The following is a 17,291-nucleotide window of genomic DNA, read 5'->3' on the forward strand; positions in this document are numbered from 1 at the left end:
GGCGGAGACCGTACGGTCTCCGCCCCACCGGACGAACGAGTCGAGCCGCCGCTTGCGGCGATGCGATTCAGTCCTGCGGGACGCAGAGGTCGCGCAGAAGCGCACCGTACTCGGGGTGCGCCAACGCGGAGGCGAACTGCGCGACCAGGTAGTCGGCCGGGTTCCCGGTGTCGTACCAGCGCCCCGAGATCACCTGCCCGAACACCGGATTCGTCGCCGCGTAGGTATTGATGGCATCCGTCAGGTAGATCTCCCCGGTCCGGTGCCGATACCACTCCTTGGTCTGCGCCCGCAGCTCGTCGATGATCCCCGGCGTCACCACGTACCCGCCGATCGCGGCGAACGAGGAGGGCGCGTCCGCGGACTTCGGCTTCTCCCGCAGCCCGGTGATCCGGAGCAGCCCGGCCCCCCGATCCTCGGCGACCACCGGAACCCCGTAGCGCTGCGAATCCGCCGGATCCATCGGCAGCAGCGCGAGCACCGGCGCTCCGGTGCTCTCGTAGGCGTCGATGAGCTGCTGCGCCCGCGGCACCTCGGCGACGAAGACGTCGTCCGGCCAGAGCACGAGCATGGGCTCGTCGCCCGCGTGCCGCGCGGCGTTGAGCACCGGCGTCCCGTTGCCGTACGGCCCGTGCTGGTCCAGGTAGGTGATGTGCCCGCGCCGGGAGAGCTCCCCGACCTCCTCGACGGCGTCGGCGAACGCGGTCTTCCCGTCCGAGCGGAGCTGCGCGACGAGCGCGGGGTTGGGGCGGAAGTGGTCCTGGATCAGCGACTTCCCACCGCTGACCACGATGGTGATGTCGGTGATGCCCGAGGCGACCAGCTCGCGCACGGTGTGCTCGATGACCGGCTTGTCGCCGACCGGAAGCATCTCCTTCGGGATGGCCTTGGTCAGCGGCAGCAGCCGGGAGCCGATTCCGGCGGCCGGAATCACGGCCTTGCGGATCTTCATGCGCCGATCATCACACAGCGACCACCGGTCGGCGCGGAGCCCCCGATCCGGGCGGGGATTCGGCGCCCGCCCCCGTTTTCCGGCCTGGTCACGGCATTCGCTGTCGGTGGGCGGGCGTAGATTCTCCAGCCGTGCGATCCGCCCGCAGCCCCGCCTCGGTACCGGCGGTGCCGCACGCCCGGCTGCCGGGTGCGTGGCACCGGTGACGACCGGCCGAGCGGCCAGGCGCTGGGTGCTGCACATCGACATGGACGCCTTCTTCGCGTCTGTCGAGCAGCTCACCCGGCCGACGCTGCGCGGGCGTCCGGTGCTGGTCGGCGGGGTCGGGCAGCGCGGGGTGGTGGCGGGCGCCAGCTACGAGTCCCGTGTCTTCGGCGCGCGCTCGGCCATGCCCATGCACCAGGCCCGCAGGCTGGTCGGCGGCGCCGCGGTGGTGCTTCCGCCGCGCGGCGCGGTGTACGGCACCGTGAGCGGGCAGGTCTTCGACGCGCTGCGCTCCCGGATCCCGGTGCTGGAGACGCTCTCCTTCGACGAGGCGTTCGGCGAGCCCGCCGAGCTGGCCGGTGCGACCGCCGCCGAGGTGACGGAGTTCTGCGTGGAGCTGCGCGCGCTGGTCCGCGCGCGCACCGGGCTGGTCGCCTCGGTCGGCGCAGGCACCGGCAAGCAGCTGGCGAAGATCGCCTCCGGGCTGGCCAAGCCGGACGGCATCCGGGTGATCGCCCCCGGCGAGCAGGACGCGCTGCTCGCCGCGCTGCCGGTGCGCAAGCTGTGGGGGATCGGGCCGGTGGCGGACGGCAGGCTGCGCGCGGCCGGGATCGAGACGGTTGGCGCCTTCGCGGCGCTGCCCGAGCAGGAGGCGGCCGCGCTGCTCGGCGGCAGCGTCGGCGCCGCGCTGCACCGGCTGGCCCGCGGCATCGACGAACGCCCGGTCGCCGAGCGCGCCGAGGCCAAGCAGATCAGCGCCGAGACCACCTACGAGCACGACCTGGTGACGCTCGCCCAGCTGCGCCCTGCCATCGACACCATGGCCGCGGCCGCGTACAAGCGGCTGACCAGGGACGGCAGGGCCGCGCGGACCGTCGTGCTCAAGCTGCGGAAGGCGGACATGAGCATCGTGACCCGTTCGGTCACGCTGCCCTACGCCACCACCGATGCCGCCACCCTCGCGACCGCCGCGCAGCGCTCGGCCATCGATCCGATGGAGCTGGGGGCGGTCCGGCTGGTCGGGGTCGGGTACGCCGGGCTCTCCACGGTGCGGCAGGAGTCGCTCTTCCCCGAGCTGGACCGCGACCTGCCCGCGGCGGCGGCGCAGGACGACGCCGAGCCCGGGTACTTCCCCGGTGGTGCTGTGCCGCAGCCCCTTCCGGTCGCGGCGCGGGATCCGGCGGCGAACGCCGCGCTGCCGCACTGGTACCCGGGGCTGGACGTGGCGCACCCCGAGCACGGGCACGGCTGGGTGCAGGGGGCGGGGCACGGGCGGGTGACGGTGCGGTTCGAGACCCGCTCGACAGGCCCCGGCCCGGCGCGTACGTTCGCTGCCGACGACCCGAGGCTGTCCCGAGCCGACCCGCTCGGCAGCCTCCGCTGACGGTAGCCTGGGTGGCTCGTGCAGCGAACTCCCCGAGATGTGAAGGACGAGCAGTTGAAGCTTCGTAAGACCGGAAGAATCGCGATCGCGGGCCTCGCCATCGTCGCGTCGCTCGGCCTGACGGCCTGCGGCGGCGACGACAACGAGAGCAAGCCCGCCACCACGACCAGCAAGAGCGCCGCGGCGAGCACCTCCGCGTCGGACGCCGCGCTGCCCCCGGTCCCGACCGTCGAGCAGCTGAACAGCCAGCTCGGCACCGCGCTCGATCCGGCGATCCCGAGCTCGGAGAAGCTGGAGCTGGTGCAGGGCATCGAGGCCGATCCGGAGCTGCCGAACCGGCTCGCCGAGGCCGCCAAGGCCGCCGGTGTCGCGGTCACCGTGACCGACGTGACCTCGTTCGGCGAGAGCGTCAACGCCAAGGCCAACTTCGTGCTCAACGGCCAGGCCAACGTGGTCGACGTGCCGTTCGTCGCCGAGAACGGCACCTGGAAGGTCCAGAAGCAGTGGGCCTGCCTGATGCTGACCAACCTGGGCCAGCAGTCGGTCGCCTGCACCGCCTGATCGCCTTCGTGACCCGGTCCGGCCGGTCACCCCGTTTCCCGGGGTGACCGGCCGTTCGGCGTTCCGGGGCCGGACCCCGGGGCCGGGGTGGTGGATCGCGCGTGGCACGATCGAGCCCCGTGGCCGATACGATGGTGCGGGCCGGGCGTGCGCCCTCCGTGAACGAACCGGACCCGGCGCGATCTCCCGGCAGCGCCCGTCGATGGGCCGCTCCGGTCGCCCTGATCGCCGGATTGTTCGGCATGCTCTGCGCCATCGCGGTCCCGCTGCTCCCGGTGCGGGTGGACGTCACCACGCTGGAGTGGCCGCAGGCCGGAACGCCCGGTTCGGTGGAGGCGCCGCTGGTGGCCTATGCCCCGCTGACCTTCGACGCCACCATCCCGTGCGCCGCCGTCGAGCAGCTGCCCGATGGTGGGGTGCTCGCGGCGACCGCGCCGGTCGGGGCGCCCGATCTGGAGCGCTACGGCTTCATCGCCCAGGTGCGACCCGCCACGACCGCGCCCGGCGCGGACGCGAATCAGCCGGGCGCTGCGGCTCCCGCCCGGTTGGATGTGGTGCTGCGGAACCAGGCCCTGCTGAGCGCCCCGGTCGCCGAGCTGCCGCCGGGCTGCGTGCTCACCCTGCACGCGGACGGCGCCGCCGCCACCTTCACCGGCGCGGGCGGCACCGAGACCACGCTCGCCGGTGACTTCCGCCCGCAGGTGGCGGGGCTCTTCAGCGACCTCCCCGACCCGGCGGGCGCGAGCATGCGCGCCGAGGTCGACTCCCGCTTCTCCTCCACGCCGAGCACGCTCAAGCTGCTCGCCATCTGGGGCACCGCGCTGAGCACGGTGCTCGCGCTGGCCGCGCTGTCCGTCCTCGACCGGCGCGACGGCCTGCGCCCGCGCCGGGTGCTGCCCGCCCGCTGGTGGCGGTTCACCCCGCTGGACGGCTTCGTCGCCGCGGTCATGCTGCTCTGGTACTTCATCGGCTCCACCACCTCGGACGACGGCTACCAGTTCGGCATGGCCCGCACCTCGGGGACCGCCGGCTACATGGCGAACTACTTCCGCTACTTCGGGGTGCCGGAGAACCCGGTCGGCACGCCGTACTACGACCTGATCCGGATCCTGGCCGAGATCAGCACCGCGAGCCCGTTCGTCCGGCTGCCCGCGCTCTTCGCCGGGCTGCTGATCTGGCTGCTGATCAGCCGCGAGGTGATCCCGCGGTTCGGAGTCGCGGTGCGGCACCACCGGGTCGCGCGCTGGACCGGCGCGCTCGCCTTCCTCGCCGTCTGGCTGCCCTACGACAACGGCCTGCGCCCGGAGCCGGTGGTCGCGCTCGGCATCGTGCTCACCTGGTGCTCGATGGAGCGCGCCATCGCCACCCGGCGGCTGCTGCCCGCGGCGATCGCGGTGCTGGTGGCGACCTTCGCCTGCACGGCAGGGCCGTCCGGGGTGCTCTGCGTCGCCGCGCTGCTGGCCGGGCTGCGGCCGCTGGCGCAGATCGTCCGGCGCCGGGCGGCTGGGCCGCGCCGCTTCCCGGCCGGGCTCTCGCTCGCCGCGCCGATCGGCGCCGCGGGCACGCTGGTGCTCGCGGTGGCCTTCGCCGACCAGCCGCTGAGCGCCATGCGCGAGATGCAGCGGGTGCACGCGATCGCGGGCCCGGACGTCAAGTGGTTCCAGGAGTACCTGCGCTACCAGTACCTGCTGCAGCCGGAGGTGGACGGCTCCTTCGCCCGCCGCGCCGGGATCTTCCTGCTCTTCGCCGGGCTGCTCACCTGCGTGCTGGTCCTGCTGCGCAAGGGCGGGCGGATCCCGACCACGGCCGCGGGGCCGACCCGCCGCGCGCTCGGCACCGCGGTCGGCACGCTGCTGCTGGTGATGGTCACGCCGACCAAGTGGACGCACCACTTCGGCGTCTTCGCCGGGGTCGCCGGCATGGTGGCGGTGCTGGCCGCGGTGGCGGTGGCGCCCGCGGTCATGAAGGCGCCGCGCAACCGGGCGCTCTTCGCCGCCGTCGTCGCCTTCCTGCTCGCGCTGGCCTTCACCGGCGACAACGGCTGGTGGTACGTCTCCTCGTACGGGATTCCGTGGTGGGACAAGCCGGTCTCGCTGGCGGGTATCCAGCTCAGCACGGTGTTCCTGCTGCTCGCCGCCGGGTTGCTCGCGGTGGCGGCGTGGTGGCAGGTGCGGGCCCCGGAGCCGGGGACGCCGCATCGGATCTCCGGGTTCGCGCGGCGGCTGTCGGCGACGCCGGTGCTCGCCGTCGCGCTGGCGCTGGCGGTGCTGCTGGAGGTGGCCTCGTTCGGCAAGGCGGCGATCAGCCGGTATCCGGCGTTCACGCTGGGCAGCTCGAATATCTCGGCGGTGCTGGGCGAGCCGTGCGGGCTGGCGAACGAGGTGCTGGTGGAGACCGATCCGAACGGCTCCGTCCTGCCGCCGCTCGCCGGTGACGCGGGGGCCGCGCTCGCGGGGACCGGGACCGGGTTCGTGCCCGGCGGCGTCGCCGCCGACCTGCGCCCGGACGACGAGAGCAGCGCCTCCGGGAGTATCGCGGACGCGCTCAGCGGTACCACCAACTCCGACACCGCCAACGGCACCCGCTCGGCCGCGCTGCCCTTCGGGCTCGACCCGGCGCGGGTGCCGATGCTCGGCAGTTACGGCTCCGGCGACGCGGGCCCGGCCGAGCTGACTACCGGCTGGTACCGGCTGCCCGCGGAGCGGGACGGGATCGTCGCCATCGGCGCGGCCGGGCGGATTCGCTCGGTGGACAGCGACGGGGTGGTGACGCCGGGGCAGACCGTTGAGCTGGAGTGGGGGACCGCCGACGGGGTTCCCGGTGGGCGGGTGCTGCCGATCGATATCGGGCCTGCGCCGTCGTGGCGGAATCTGCGGGTGCCGCTCGCGGATATCCCGGCCGATGCCGATGTCGTCCGGATCGTCGCCGCCGACCGGGACCGCAATCCGGCCCAGTGGATCGCGCTGACTCCGCCCCGGGTGCCGCGTACCTCGACCTTGAACGAGGTGGTCGGGTCCGAGGCGCCGGTGCTGCTCGACTGGATGGTCGGGTTGCAGTTCCCCTGCCAGCGGCCGTTCGACCACCGGCACGGGATCGCCGAGGTGCCCGCGTACCGGGTGCTGCCGGATCGGCCCGGGGCCGAGATCACCAGTCTCTGGCAGAACCACGACGGTGGGGGGCCGCTCGGGTGGACCGGGTTGCTGCTGCGGGCCGAGACGTTGCCGACCTATCTCGCGCACGACTGGCGGCGGGACTGGGGTGAGTTGCAGCGGTTCGGCCGGATCGATCCGAGTGCGGGCCAGGCGCGGGCGCAGGTGGTGCAGGAGAGTCGGTCCGGGCTCTGGACCCCGGGGCCCATCCTCACCGGTTACTGATCGCGCGCCCGTATGTCGCCTGCTTCGCGCTCGACCGATTCGCTCGATGAGCGGGGATCGGCGCTGCTCACGGACCCCGCAGGTGCGGGCCTACTCGCGGGCCCTGCGGGGGCATCCGTCGAGGGACTCGCGGGTTCCGCGGTGCGGCGGTTGGTGCGGGCGCGGAGGAGGGCGTTGGTGCTGAAGACGAGGAGGGCGCACCAGATGAGGGCGAAGCCGGCCCAGCGGGAGGGGGGCATGGGTTCATGCAGGACGGCGACGCCCCAGAGCAGCTGCAGCGCGGGGGTGAGGTATTGCAGCAGGCCCATGGTGGAGAGCGGAACCCGCTGCGCGGCGGTCGCGAAGAGCAGCAGCGGGACCAGGGTGACCGGGCCGGTGGCGACGAGCAGGGCGGTGTGCCCGACCCCGTCGCCGAAGGAGCTCTCGCCGCGCACCGCGAGCACCACCAGGAAGGCCAGCGCGAGCGGCGCACCGACCACCCCCTCGGCCGCGACGCTGCGCAGCGCGTCCAGCCGGATCACCTTCTTGACCAGCCCGTAGAGCGCGAACGAGCAGGCCAGGACCAGCGCGATCCAGGGCGGGCGGCCCAGGTCGACGGTCAGGACGACCACCGCGAGCGCCCCGAGCCCGAGCGCCACCCACTGCGCCGCCACCAGCCGCTCCCGGAAGATCAGCACCCCGAACGCCACCGTGACCAGCGGGTTCACGAAGTAGCCGAGCGCGCACTCGACGACGTTCCCGGAGAGCACCCCGAAGACGTAGACGCCCCAGTTCACCGAGATGGCCAGCGACGCAGCGGCGGCCAGCCGCCAGGTGCGGGCGTCGATCCCGCGCAACTGCCGCAACCGCCCGGTGACCGCGAGCACGATCACCACGACGACCAGCGTCCAGACGATCCGCTCGGCCAGCACCTCGACCGCCCCGGCGAAGGCCAGCAACCCGAAGAACGCGGGGAAGAGCCCCCACAGCAGATACGCCGAAGCGCCGAACGCCACCCCGGGTACCGACCGCTTCCGCCACACCCGATCCACGGTAGTTCGCCGCGCCGCGCCGCGTTGCGGGCCGGCGACAGTGCCCCCGTAGCCTTGCGACATGTCTGTTTCCGTCCGAGCGGATGCCGCCACCGGGCTGACCGCGGCCGAGGTCGAGCAACGCCGCAGCGACGGTCGCACCAACGACGTCCCGGCCCGCGCCTCGCGCTCGGTGCGGGAGATCGTGCGCGCCAACGTCTTCACCAGGATCAATGCCATCCTCGGCGTGCTCTTCGTGCTCGTGCTGGCCGCCGGGTCGCCGATCGACGGCATGTTCGGGCTGCTCATCGTGGCCAACAGCGCGGTCGGCATCATCCAGGAGGTGCGCGCCAAGCGCACCCTGGACGAGCTCGCCATCGTCGGCCAGGCCCGCCCCCGGGTGCGCCGCGACGGCGTCGCCGCCGAGGTGCCGCCCGGCGAGGTGGTGCAGGACGACCTGATCGAGCTCGGCCCCGGCGACCAGATCGTGGTGGACGGCGAGGTGCTGGAGGCCGAGCTGCTCGAGGTGGACGAGTCGCTGCTCACCGGCGAGGCCGACCCGATCGACAAGAAGACCGGCGCCGAGGTGCTCTCCGGCAGCTTCGTGGTCTCCGGCTCCGGGGCGTACCGGGCCACCAAGGTCGGGCGCGAGGCCTACGCCGCGCGGCTCGCCGAGGAGGCGAGCAAGTTCACCCTTGTCCACTCGGAGCTGCGCAGCGGCATCGACCGGATCCTGCGCTTCATCACCTTCCTGCTCGTCCCGGCCGGGCTGCTCAGCATCTACAACCAGCTGTTCTCCAGCCACCAGGGCTGGCAGCCGGCGGTCACCGGCATGGTGGCCGCGCTGGTGCCGATGGTGCCGGAGGGGCTGGTGCTGATGACCTCGATCGCCTTCGCGGTCGGCGTGGTCCGGCTCGGCAGGCGGCAGTGCCTGGTGCAGGAGCTGCCCGCGATCGAGGGGCTGGCCAGGGTGGACGTGGTCTGCGCCGACAAGACCGGAACGCTCACCGAGAACGGCATGCGGCTCGCCGACGTCGAGAGCCTGACCGGCGACGACGACGGCGGCGCGGCGCGCACCGCGCTGGCCGCGCTCGCCGCCGACGACCCGCGCCCGAATGCCAGTGTGCAGGCGCTGGCCGAGGCGCTGCCGGAGCGCCCCGAGTGGCGCTCCACCGCGGTCGCCCCCTTCTCCTCGGCCACCAAGTGGAGCGGCCACTCCTACGGCGAGCACGGGAACTGGCTGCTCGGCGCCCCCGACGTGCTGCTCGACCCGTCGTCGGCGGCCGCCCGCAGGGCCGAGGAGCTCGGTGCCGCCGGGCTGCGGGTGCTGCTGCTCGCGCGCGGCGACCGCGCGGTGGACGCGCCGGGCGCCCCCGGCGAGGTCACCCCGGAGGCGCTGGTCGTGCTGGAGCAGAAGGTGCGCCCGGACGCCCGCGAGACGCTGGAGTACTTCGCGAAGCAGGACGTCGCCATCAAGGTGATCTCCGGCGACAACGCGGTCTCGGTCGGCGCCGTCGCCACCTCGCTCGAGCTGCCGGGCGGTGATCGCGCCGTCGACGCCCGCACGCTGCCGGAGGGCCGTGACGAGCTGGCCGACCTGCTCGACCGGGAGACCACCTTCGGCCGGGTGCGCCCGGACCAGAAGCGCGCCATGGTCGGCGCGCTGCAGTCCCGCGGCCACACCGTCGCCATGACCGGCGACGGCGTGAACGACGTGCTCGCGCTGAAGGACTCCGACATCGGCGTCGCGATGGGGTCGGGCAGCCCGGCCACCCGCGCGGTGGCGCAGATCGTGCTGCTGGACAACCGCTTCGCCACCCTGCCGTACGTGGTCGGCGAGGGCCGCCGGGTGATCGGCAATATCGAGCGGGTCTCCAACCTCTTCCTCACCAAGACCGTCTACTCGGTGCTGCTCGCCTTCCTGGTCGGGCTGGCCGGGGTCGGCTCGCAGATCTTCGGCTACGACCCGATCGCCTACCCGTTCCTGCCGAGGCACGTGACGATCGCGGCCTGGTTCACCATCGGCATCCCGGCCTTCGTGCTCTCGCTGGCGCCGAACAACGAGCGCGCCCGCACCGGCTTCGTCGCCAGGGTGATGAAGCTGGCCATCCCGTCCGGGGTGGTCATCGGCGTCGCCACCTTCGTGGCCTACCTGATCGCCTACGCGGGGCCGGACGCCAGTGCGCAGCAGAAGATCCAGGCGGGCACCACCGCGCTGATCACGCTCATCGTGATCGCGGTGTGGGTGCTGGCGATCGTGGCGCGGCCCTACGTGTGGTGGAAGGTGCTGCTGATCGCCACCTCGGTGCTGGCCTACGTGCTGCTCTTCTCGCTGCCGCTCACCCGGGAGTTCTTCCTGCTCGACCCCTCGAACCCGCGGCTCACCGCGGCGGCCTTCGGCTGCGGCGCGGTCGGTGTGGTGCTGGTCGAGATCGCCCAGTGGTTCGGCCGCCGCAGCGCCGCGAAGTAGACCCGAACCGCCACCAGAAACCTTGCGGCAAGGGGGCATTCGCGCCCGGTGTACCTTCTGGAGCCATGGAGGTACTGCTGCACCAGATCGACGCGTTCGCGGAGGCGCCGTTCACCGGGAACCCGGCCGCGGTGATGCCGTTGACCGCGTGGTTGCCCGACGGGCTGCTGCAGCGGCTGGCCGAGGAGAACAACCTCTCCGAGACCGCCTTCCTCACCCCGGCGCTGCCCGCCGCCGCCGGGGCGCCGCCCGCCGGGCTGCCCGCCTTCCACCTGCGCTGGTTCACCCCGGTGGCCGAGGTGGCGCTCTGCGGGCACGCGACCCTCGCCGCCGCTGCGCAGGTGCTGGAGGACCTGCACCCCGGGATCGACGCGGTGTCGTTCTGGACCAGGAGCGGCTGGCTGCGGGTGGAGCGCACCGACGACGACGAATACGTGCTCGACCTGCCCGCGCAGGGGTCGGTGCCGGTGCCGGTGGACCCGGAGCTGGCGGCGGCGCTGCGGGCCGAGCCGGTGGCGGCGTTCTCCGGGGCGGACGAGGTGCTCGTCTTCGGCAGCGAGGCCGAGATCCGTTCGCTGCGGCCGGATTTCGGGGCGTTCCCGGCGGTGCCGCGCGGGGTGGTGGCGACGGCGCCCGGTGTCGCGGTGGAGTTCGTCTCGCGGATGTTCGCGCCGGGAATCGGGGTGCCGGAGGATCCGGTCACCGGCTCGGCGCATGCCCAGCTCGCGCCGATCTGGGCGGAGCGGTTGGGGCGCACGGCGTTCCGGGCCAGGCAGTTGTCGCGGCGCGGCGGGGCGCTGCGCGTCGAGCTGGTCGGGGAGCGGGTGCTGCTGGCCGGGCGGTGTCGGCGGTATCTGGACGGGGTGGTCCAGGTGCCGGACGGGTACGCCGCGGCGGTGCAGGGGGATGGGGCGGGCTGAGCCCGGACGGGTACGCCGCGGCGGTTCGGGGGGATGGTGCGGGCTGAGCGGACTGTCCAGGGGCGACGCGGCCGAGCGAGCCGCCGGGATGCGGCGTGCGAGCCGCAGGGTCCCGGCCCCCGGGAGCCCGGAACTCAGCGCGGGGGGACCTGGCCGTCGTCCGGCTCGGGGCGGACGGTGCCGTCGGTGCCGGGGAGCAGCGGGGTGACCGCGAAGCGGTCGGCGACGGTGTCGGCGGGGAGCGCCTCGACGGCGCGGACATCGCTGTGCGCGGCCAGTTCCCGCAGCGCGGCCGGGGCCGCGCGCACCACCAGCCCGGCGGTGCAGGCGCAGCCGGCGCGCAGCCGGGCCACCGCCACCTCGTGCACCTGCGCGGCGCGCTGATCCAGGGGCTGGCGGTCGAGCCGGTCGCGCAGGATGTCGGCCGCGGCCGCGGCGGCGCCGGTGATCGCGCTCGCGGAGTCCGGGACCGGGATCGCGACGATCGGGGTCTGCACCCGGTCGAGCGGGACGTGCTCGAGCACCCTGGCCACCCTGACCTCGCCCGCGAGCGCCGGAACCCGATCCACCGGAAGGTATTCGGTGAACGAGACCAGCGCCCAGCGCGGCGCGTCGTCGGTCCGCTCCAGGCTGGCGCGCGCCCTGGTCAGGTACTCCGAGACCGGCTCGCCCTGCTCCGGCCCGACCCGGTCGGTGGAGATGCCGGTCGAGCGCGGCGGGGTCTGCGCCCCGATCCCGACCCCGGCCAGCACGAGTAGTCCGATCGCCCCGGCGATCAGCCCCCTGCGCCAGCGCGGATCCAACGGTTCCGAATCCGGAACCCCCGTGCCGCGCTCGCTTTCCGCCCCGCGCTCGCTTTCCGTGCCGCGCTCGGCCAGGGCGCCGGGCACGGCATCGGCGCCGGGCTCAGGCATCCCGGAGGACGTCGAGCGCGTTCCGCAGATCGTCCGGGTACTCGCTGGTGATTTCCAGCCAGCGCCCGTCCGCCGGGTGGTGGAACCCGAGCGCCCGCGCGTGCAACCACTGCCGCTGCAGCCCGAGCCGCTCGGCGAGCCGCGGATCGGCGCCGTAGGTCAGGTCGCCGCAGCAGGGGTGCCTGATGGCCGAGAAGTGCACCCGGATCTGGTGCGTGCGCCCGGTCTCCAGGTGGATGTCGAGCAGGCTGGCCGCCTGGAACGCCTCCACCGTGTCGTAGTGCGTCACGCTCGGCCGCCCGTCCGCGGTGACCGCGAACTTCCAGTCGTTGCCCCTGGCCCGGCCGATCGGCGCGTCGATGGTGCCGCTGGACGGGTCCGGGTGCCCCTGCACCAGCGCGTGGTACCGCTTGTCCACCGTTCGCTGCTTGAACGCCCGCTTGAGCACGGTGTACGCGTGCTCGGACTGCGCGACCACCATCACCCCTGAGGTGCCGACGTCGAGCCGGTGCACGATGCCCTGCCGCTCGTGCGCGCCGGAGGTGGAGATCCGGTAGCCCGCCGCGGCCAGCCCGCCGACCACGGTCGGGCCGCTCCAGCCGACCCCGGTGTGCGCGGCGACGCCGACCGGCTTGTCCACCGCGACGATGTCGTCGTCGGCGTAGAGGATCCGCATCCCGTCCACCGGGGCGGCGTCGACGGTGAGCTCGCGGCGCGGCTCGGGGAACTCGACCTCCAGCCAGGCGCCCGCGATCAGCCGATCGGACTTGCCCGCCGCGACGCCGTCCAGCTGCACCGAGCCGTCGGCGGTGAGCGCCGCCACCGCGGTGCGGGACAGCCCGAGCAGCCGGGAGAGCCCGGCGTCGACCCGCATGCCGTCCAGCCCGTCCGGAACCGGCATGGACCTGGTCTCCCTCATGCGGCAGATCCCTTCCCCGCGGCAGCCTTGCCGGTACTCCTGGTGCCGTCCGGCTCGAAACCGAAGACGGTCAGCGCGACCAGCAGGATCGCGCCGCACACGATGGCCGAGTCGGCGACGTTGAACACCGGCCACCAGCCCACCGCCAGGAAGTCGACGACGTGCCCCTGCAGCGGGCCGGGCGCGCGGAAGAGCCGGTCGGTGAGGTTGCCGAGCGCGCCGCCGAGCACCATGCCGAGCCCGACCGCCCACCACGGCGAGCGCAGCGTACTGCCGATCCGGATCACCGCGACCACGACGCCCGCCGCCACCAGGGTGAGCAGCCAGGTCATCCCGGTGGCCATGGAGAAGGCGGCGCCGGGGTTGCGCACCAGGGAGAACCGGACGACATCGCCGATCAGGTACACCGGGTCGCCCGGCGTCAGCTTCGCCACGGCGATGCTCTTGGTGAGCAGGTCGAGGCCGTAGAGCACGGCGGCCAGGATCAGCAGCAGCGGCAGCCGCTTCGGCCCGAGCCCGGCGGCCGCGGGTTCGGCGCTCGCGGGGCTGTCGCCTGCGGCGGCTGGCTCGTTGTCGGCGGGGCTGTCGTCGGTCACGACGACCATCATCGCTCGAGCGGGCCCGGCGATTCGCCCCGGATGTCCCAGGCTGCGCTCAGGAACCGGTCGTACGCTGATGCACGTGACGGTGTTGTCTTCTCCCCTGGCGCCCCGGGCGACCCGCTCGGGGGTGTTTCTGATGGTGCTCGCGGTCGGGCTCTCCACGCTCGGCATCGGGTGCGGCGACGGCGGGGAACCCGGCAGCGACCTGGAAGCCACCGAGCCGCTCGGCTACGGCAAGGAGGTGACGGTGCCGATCTCGGCGGCCGTCACCACGCTGGTCTACCCGGGCGAGGAGCCGCGCGCCTCGCTGCGCCCGCACTACGCCGTCGGCACGGTGCAGCAGGTGACGCTGCGGACCGACCACAACATCGAGCAGATCATCAACGACCAGCAGCCGCGTGACTTCTCCAACCCGGAGATCACCATCCCGATGACCGCAGAGGCGGGCGCGGACGGCATCGACCTGGTGCTCGGCAACGTCACCACCGACGACCCGGTGCTGGCCAAGGCGCTCACCGATGCGGGCGGTTCGCACGCCGGCTTCGAGATGAGCGAGCTGGGCGCGATCACCGCGCTCCGCCTCGCCCCGTCCCCCGATACCTCGAACACCGCGCGCGCCGCGCTGGAACAGGCGTTCTACCAGGCGGTGTACCGCTCGGTGGCCTTCCCGGACGAGCCGGTCGGCGTCGGCGCCATGTGGACCGTGCGGCAGGAGGTGACCGGCGGCGTCCTGCTCGACCAGGTCACCACCGCGACGCTCACCGAGCGCGACGGCGACCGGCTCACCCTGCAGCTCGACGTCTCGCAGACGCCCAAGTCGGCGGTCTGGTCGCTGCCGAACGACGCGGGGACGCTGCAGATCGAGGACTACCGGATGACCGGGTCCGGCACGATCACCGTCGACCTGGGGCTGCCGCTGCCGGTGGCAGGCTCGATCACCGTCGGCGGGCACCAGGCGTACCGGGACGCGCGCAGCGACAGCATGCTGCAGCAGACGATCAATACCCAGGTCTCGTGGGGCGAGTGAGGCAGGCGGGTATGCCCGCGTTCGTCCGGCGGGCGGGTCGTGCGGCGCGCGGGCCCGCCGGTGTCGTGCTCGTGGCGCTGGTCGTGGCCGGGTGCGGGGACGACGAACCGGCGGCTCCCGCACCGTCCGATGGGCTGCCGTCGTTCGGCGCACCCGTCACCGCGGCGCCGGTCGCCGGCCCCGGCCCCGCCGGGTCGGCGGAGCTGCTGAACCGGCTGCTCTCCAGTACCGACCTGCCCGGCAGCTTCACCCCGCTCCCGGCGCGCGACCCGGGCACCGGTGCGAGCACCGACGCCACCGACCCGGCCGCCTGCGTCGCCGTGCTCACCCCCGTCGCCGCGCAGGCGCCCGGCGCCCGTGCGGACGCCGCGGTGCAGTACGCGGGTCCGGACTTCTCCAGCATCGATATCGACGCCGCCGCCTACGCGGCCGACGGGGTCGGCCCCGCGCTGGCAACGGTGCAGCGCACCCTGCGTGAGTGCGTCGGCTTCACCGACGCCACCCCGCCGGAGAACGCGGACGACCCGTCGATCACCTACGAGGTGGCCCCGTTCGACCAGCCGGCCGCCGGCGACAGCAGCACCGCCTACCAGGTGCTGGTCCGCGCCGACGAGCTGACGCTGCACTCCGCCGTCGCCCTGGTGCAGGTCGGCGACACCCTGACCCAGATCGCGGTCACCGCCCCCGAGTCGGTCCAGCCGGAGGTGCTGAGCGCGCTCACCGCCCAGCAGGTCCGCAGGTTGCGCGGCATCGCAGGCCCCTGACGTCGGCCGCGACGTCGGCGCGGCTGGATCGCGCCGGCCCGCGAGCACGGCGACGTGTACCGGTTCAGCCTTCCACCCGCGGAGTCATCCCGGGCCGGGCACGTCGCCGCGGGTCAGCCCGCGACGATCGAATCGCCTTCGACCCGCACCGCCTTCGCGGCCAGCGGCTTCTTGGCCGGACCCGCCACTGCCGTGCCGTCCAGCGCGAACTTGCTACCGTGGCAGACGCAGTCGATGGCGCCGTCCTGGATCTTGGTCACCTTGCAGCCCGCGTGCGTGCAGGTCGTCGAGAGCCCGACGTAGGTGCCCGGCGTCGGCTGGGTGATCACGGTGTCACCGACGATCACCCCGCCGCCGACCGGCACCTCCGCGGTCTTGGCCAGCGCCGGGGCGGGCGCGCCGGGAGCGGCGGTGCCCGGTTCGGGGGAGACGGGCGCGGCGGTCGGCTCGTCACCGTAGGTACTGCACCCGGCGACCGCGACGGCCGCCGCCGCGACCCCGGCGCCGAGCACGACGCCGCGCCTGCTCACGGTGGGAGATGTGGTCATGGGAAGCTCCATTCGGATCAGAGGACGAGGCCGTTGTTCTGGAAGAACCACAGCGCGGAGGTGAGCCAGACGCCGACCAGCCCGGCGAAGAGCAGGCCACCCGCGACCGGGATCACCCACCCGGGCAGCCCCTTGCGGGTGAGCAGCAGCATCTTGGCGACGAAGGCGCCGTAGAAGAAACAGCCGAACAGCGAGTGCGCCAGCACCCGCGGCTCGGCGTGCTGGAAACCGAGCGCGTACAGGCAGTGCACCGCCACCGGGGTGGCGGCGAGCACCGCGAGCCGCCCGGACCAGGCGTGCGCCGCGCCGAACCAGCCCGGCGCGGTGAACCCGGGGATCCGGCCGTACATCGCGGCGGCCGAGCCGAGCTGGAACACCGCGAGCACCGTCGCCAGCGTCGCCAGCCAGGACTTCACCGAGGTCGGGCTGGAGAATCCGGCGACGTTCACCGAGAAGAACCGGGGGTCGTGCAGGGTGCCGTACGCCCCGAGCGCCACCGCGACGGCGGCGCCGATCAGCACGGCACCGAGGATCACCACGCTCGGGGCGGTGGTGCGCTGCTCAGCCCGCATTGTCGCCACCTTCGATCCGGGTCGCGGTGGCGGGCAGTGGCCCCGCGGGGGCGGTCGTGCCGTCGGCGCCGCGGCGGACGCCGGTCACACCGCCGGAGCCGTCGACGATCCAGCTCTGTCTGACCCCGTTGTCGGTGCCGGCGTAGAGCCCCGCCTTTCCGGTGACGACCGGTGCGGTGAACTCCCAGCTCTTGTCGCCGATCCAGAGCGTGCCGCGCACCGCGCCGCCGCCCGCCCTTCCCTCCAGCCGCGCGCCGTCCTTGCCTTCCAGCCTGGCGACGTCGTCGGCCACCCGGCCCTGCAGCCAGGTCTCGACGGCCGCGCCGTCACAGGCGTACGCGGTGACCGCGCCGTCCTCGACGGTGATCGCCAGGGTGAGCGGGGGTCCGGCGGCCCTGGTGATCGTGCCGACGTAGTCGGCCTTCGCCGGGAAGGGCGCTGAAACCGGCGCCGGACCGGTCGCAGCAGCCGGGCTCGGCGCGACGGTGGGCGTAACCACCGACGCCGCGGGCGCGGGCGCCGCGGCGGGCGCGGGCTCCTCCTTGGACATATTGACGCCGAGCAGGGCCAGGCCCAGCACGGCTGCCGCTGCGAGAGTCAGCAGCGGGCCACGACGTGTCATCGTTCGCTCCGATCGGTTCACGAGCGCGGAGTGACCCGGTGCCTATGGGCTGGGCACCGGTACCGCGTTTCGCCCCGACTACGGCGCGACCGCCCCGGACGGTTCACCGCGAACCGGAATTCGCTCCGAGACCGGCGTGTCGTCGGCGTGTCCCCGAAAAGCAGCGGACCCGGCCACCTCTCGTCGGTGGCCGGGTCCGCGCGCGAATCGGTCAGTCGCCCTTCGCCTCCGCGATGGCGCTGAAGACGGTGGGGTCGACCAGGGTGCTGGTGTCGCCCAGCTCCCTGCCCTCCGCGACGTCGCGCAGCAGCCTGCGCATGATCTTCCCGCTGCGGGTCTTGGGCAGCTCGGGCACGATGTGGATCTCCCGCGGCCGGGCGATCGGGCTGATCTCCCGCGACACGTGCTTGCCGAGCTCGGCGGTGAGCGCGTCCCCGGTGTTCTCGGT

The 17,291-nt window shown here is 73.7% G+C and carries 15 protein-coding genes and 1 pseudogene; 7 read left to right on the forward strand and 9 right to left on the reverse strand.

Going from position 1 to position 17,291, the window contains the following annotated elements:
- Nucleotides 1-67: 67 nt before the first annotated feature.
- Nucleotides 68-952: a UTP--glucose-1-phosphate uridylyltransferase gene (locus tag ACFUJ1_RS33880; RefSeq protein ID WP_378651397.1), complete on the reverse strand. Its 885-nt coding sequence runs from the start codon at nucleotides 950-952 to the stop codon at nucleotides 68-70.
- A 247-nt stretch (nucleotides 953-1,199) separates the two neighbouring features.
- Between ACFUJ1_RS33880 and ACFUJ1_RS33885 the strand changes: the two genes are divergently transcribed.
- The 3 genes from ACFUJ1_RS33885 (at nucleotide 1,200) to ACFUJ1_RS33895 (ending at nucleotide 6,475) form a co-directional block, all read left to right on the forward strand.
- Nucleotides 1,200-2,540, forward strand: coding sequence for a DNA polymerase IV (locus ACFUJ1_RS33885; protein WP_378651409.1), 1,341 nt, complete (start codon nucleotides 1,200-1,202; stop codon nucleotides 2,538-2,540).
- Between the two features lie 54 nt (nucleotides 2,541-2,594).
- Nucleotides 2,595-3,101 (forward strand): hypothetical protein, encoded by a 507-nt coding sequence (locus tag ACFUJ1_RS33890; RefSeq protein WP_378651398.1) that lies wholly within the window; start codon nucleotides 2,595-2,597, stop codon nucleotides 3,099-3,101.
- Nucleotides 3,102-3,232: 131 nt separating this feature from the next.
- A complete protein-coding gene (locus tag ACFUJ1_RS33895; protein WP_378651410.1) occupies nucleotides 3,233-6,475 on the forward strand; it encodes an arabinosyltransferase domain-containing protein in 3,243 nt (1,080 codons plus the stop codon).
- Here ACFUJ1_RS33895 and rarD read toward each other — a convergent pair.
- Entirely contained in the window at nucleotides 6,469-7,497 is a 1,029-nt protein-coding gene (gene rarD / locus ACFUJ1_RS33900; RefSeq protein WP_378651399.1) for an EamA family transporter RarD, read from the reverse strand. The two genes, ACFUJ1_RS33895 and rarD, sit on opposite strands and share 7 nt — an antisense overlap.
- Before the next feature lie 70 nt (nucleotides 7,498-7,567).
- Here rarD and ACFUJ1_RS33905 point away from each other — a divergent pair, with 70 nt between their 5' ends.
- Together ACFUJ1_RS33905 and ACFUJ1_RS33910 are read left to right on the forward strand one after the other, a co-directional pair.
- Complete coding sequence (locus ACFUJ1_RS33905) at nucleotides 7,568-9,955, forward strand: HAD-IC family P-type ATPase (RefSeq protein WP_378651400.1); 2,388 nt, start codon at nucleotides 7,568-7,570, stop codon at nucleotides 9,953-9,955.
- Nucleotides 9,956-10,020: 65 nt separating this feature from the next.
- Entirely contained in the window at nucleotides 10,021-10,875 is an 855-nt protein-coding gene (locus ACFUJ1_RS33910; protein WP_378651401.1) for a PhzF family phenazine biosynthesis protein, read from the forward strand.
- 134 nt (nucleotides 10,876-11,009) lie between these two features.
- Here the strand turns inward: ACFUJ1_RS33910 and ACFUJ1_RS33915 are convergent, their stop codons facing one another.
- From ACFUJ1_RS33915 to lspA, 3 genes are read right to left on the reverse strand one after another with little or no spacing between them, the layout of a single operon-like run.
- Entirely contained in the window at nucleotides 11,010-11,789 is a 780-nt protein-coding gene (locus tag ACFUJ1_RS33915) for a hypothetical protein (RefSeq protein ID WP_378651402.1), read from the reverse strand.
- Complete coding sequence (locus ACFUJ1_RS33920) at nucleotides 11,782-12,708, reverse strand: RluA family pseudouridine synthase (RefSeq protein ID WP_378651403.1); 927 nt, start codon at nucleotides 12,706-12,708, stop codon at nucleotides 11,782-11,784. Before ACFUJ1_RS33920 ends, ACFUJ1_RS33915 begins: the two co-directional genes overlap by 8 nt.
- Nucleotides 12,705-13,313 (reverse strand): signal peptidase II, encoded by a 609-nt coding sequence (gene lspA, locus ACFUJ1_RS33925; protein ID WP_378651411.1) that lies wholly within the window; start codon nucleotides 13,311-13,313, stop codon nucleotides 12,705-12,707. The genes ACFUJ1_RS33920 and lspA overlap by 4 nt, the downstream gene beginning before the upstream one ends.
- Before the next feature lie 133 nt (nucleotides 13,314-13,446).
- On the opposite strand from lspA, the gene ACFUJ1_RS33930 reads away from it, so the two are divergent.
- Nucleotides 13,447-14,337: a hypothetical protein gene (locus ACFUJ1_RS33930; RefSeq protein ID WP_378651404.1), complete on the forward strand. Its 891-nt coding sequence runs from the start codon at nucleotides 13,447-13,449 to the stop codon at nucleotides 14,335-14,337.
- A gap of 11 nt (nucleotides 14,338-14,348) precedes the next feature.
- Nucleotides 14,349-15,101, forward strand: coding sequence for a hypothetical protein (locus ACFUJ1_RS33935; RefSeq protein WP_378651405.1), 753 nt, complete (start codon nucleotides 14,349-14,351; stop codon nucleotides 15,099-15,101).
- Nucleotides 15,102-15,214: 113 nt separating this feature from the next.
- On the opposite strand, the gene ACFUJ1_RS33940 is transcribed toward ACFUJ1_RS33935, so the two are convergent.
- From ACFUJ1_RS33940 to ACFUJ1_RS33955, 4 genes and pseudogenes are all read right to left on the reverse strand, one after another.
- A complete protein-coding gene (locus tag ACFUJ1_RS33940; RefSeq protein WP_378651406.1) occupies nucleotides 15,215-15,649 on the reverse strand; it encodes a ubiquinol-cytochrome c reductase iron-sulfur subunit in 435 nt (144 codons plus the stop codon).
- Nucleotides 15,650-15,666: 17 nt separating this feature from the next.
- On the reverse strand, nucleotides 15,667-16,221 hold the full coding sequence (locus ACFUJ1_RS33945) for a DUF6529 family protein (protein ID WP_378651407.1): 555 nt from the start codon (nucleotides 16,219-16,221) through the stop codon (nucleotides 15,667-15,669).
- Entirely contained in the window at nucleotides 16,211-16,843 is a 633-nt protein-coding gene (locus ACFUJ1_RS33950; protein WP_378651408.1) for a hypothetical protein, read from the reverse strand. The genes ACFUJ1_RS33945 and ACFUJ1_RS33950 overlap by 11 nt, the downstream gene beginning before the upstream one ends.
- Nucleotides 16,844-17,054: 211 nt before the next feature.
- Nucleotides 17,055-17,291, reverse strand: a pseudogene (locus ACFUJ1_RS33955) (acetyl-coenzyme A synthetase); the annotation flags it as partial.

This window comes from Nocardia sp. NPDC057227, assembly GCF_042669725.1.
Classification (GTDB): domain Bacteria; phylum Actinomycetota; class Actinomycetes; order Mycobacteriales; family Mycobacteriaceae; genus Nocardia; species Nocardia asteroides_A.

Coding starts and splice junctions, on each gene's coding strand:
- ACFUJ1_RS33945 (WP_378651407.1), bottom strand. CDS start 16,221: ATGCGGGCTGAGCAGCGCACCACCGCCCCGAGCGTGGTGATCCTCGGT.
- ACFUJ1_RS33880 (WP_378651397.1), bottom strand. CDS start 952: ATGAAGATCCGCAAGGCCGTGATTCCGGCCGCCGGAATCGGCTCCCGG.
- ACFUJ1_RS33895 (WP_378651410.1), top strand. CDS start 3,233: ATGGTGCGGGCCGGGCGTGCGCCCTCCGTGAACGAACCGGACCCGGCG.
- ACFUJ1_RS33930 (WP_378651404.1), top strand. CDS start 13,447: ATGGTGCTCGCGGTCGGGCTCTCCACGCTCGGCATCGGGTGCGGCGAC.
- lspA (WP_378651411.1), bottom strand. CDS start 13,313: ATGGTCGTCGTGACCGACGACAGCCCCGCCGACAACGAGCCAGCCGCC.
- ACFUJ1_RS33905 (WP_378651400.1), top strand. CDS start 7,568: ATGTCTGTTTCCGTCCGAGCGGATGCCGCCACCGGGCTGACCGCGGCC.
- ACFUJ1_RS33915 (WP_378651402.1), bottom strand. CDS start 11,789: ATGCCTGAGCCCGGCGCCGATGCCGTGCCCGGCGCCCTGGCCGAGCGC.
- ACFUJ1_RS33920 (WP_378651403.1), bottom strand. CDS start 12,708: ATGAGGGAGACCAGGTCCATGCCGGTTCCGGACGGGCTGGACGGCATG.
- ACFUJ1_RS33935 (WP_378651405.1), top strand. CDS start 14,349: ATGCCCGCGTTCGTCCGGCGGGCGGGTCGTGCGGCGCGCGGGCCCGCC.
- ACFUJ1_RS33910 (WP_378651401.1), top strand. CDS start 10,021: ATGGAGGTACTGCTGCACCAGATCGACGCGTTCGCGGAGGCGCCGTTC.
- ACFUJ1_RS33950 (WP_378651408.1), bottom strand. CDS start 16,843: ATGACACGTCGTGGCCCGCTGCTGACTCTCGCAGCGGCAGCCGTGCTG.
- ACFUJ1_RS33885 (WP_378651409.1), top strand. CDS start 1,200: ATGGACGCCTTCTTCGCGTCTGTCGAGCAGCTCACCCGGCCGACGCTG.
- ACFUJ1_RS33940 (WP_378651406.1), bottom strand. CDS start 15,649: ATGACCACATCTCCCACCGTGAGCAGGCGCGGCGTCGTGCTCGGCGCC.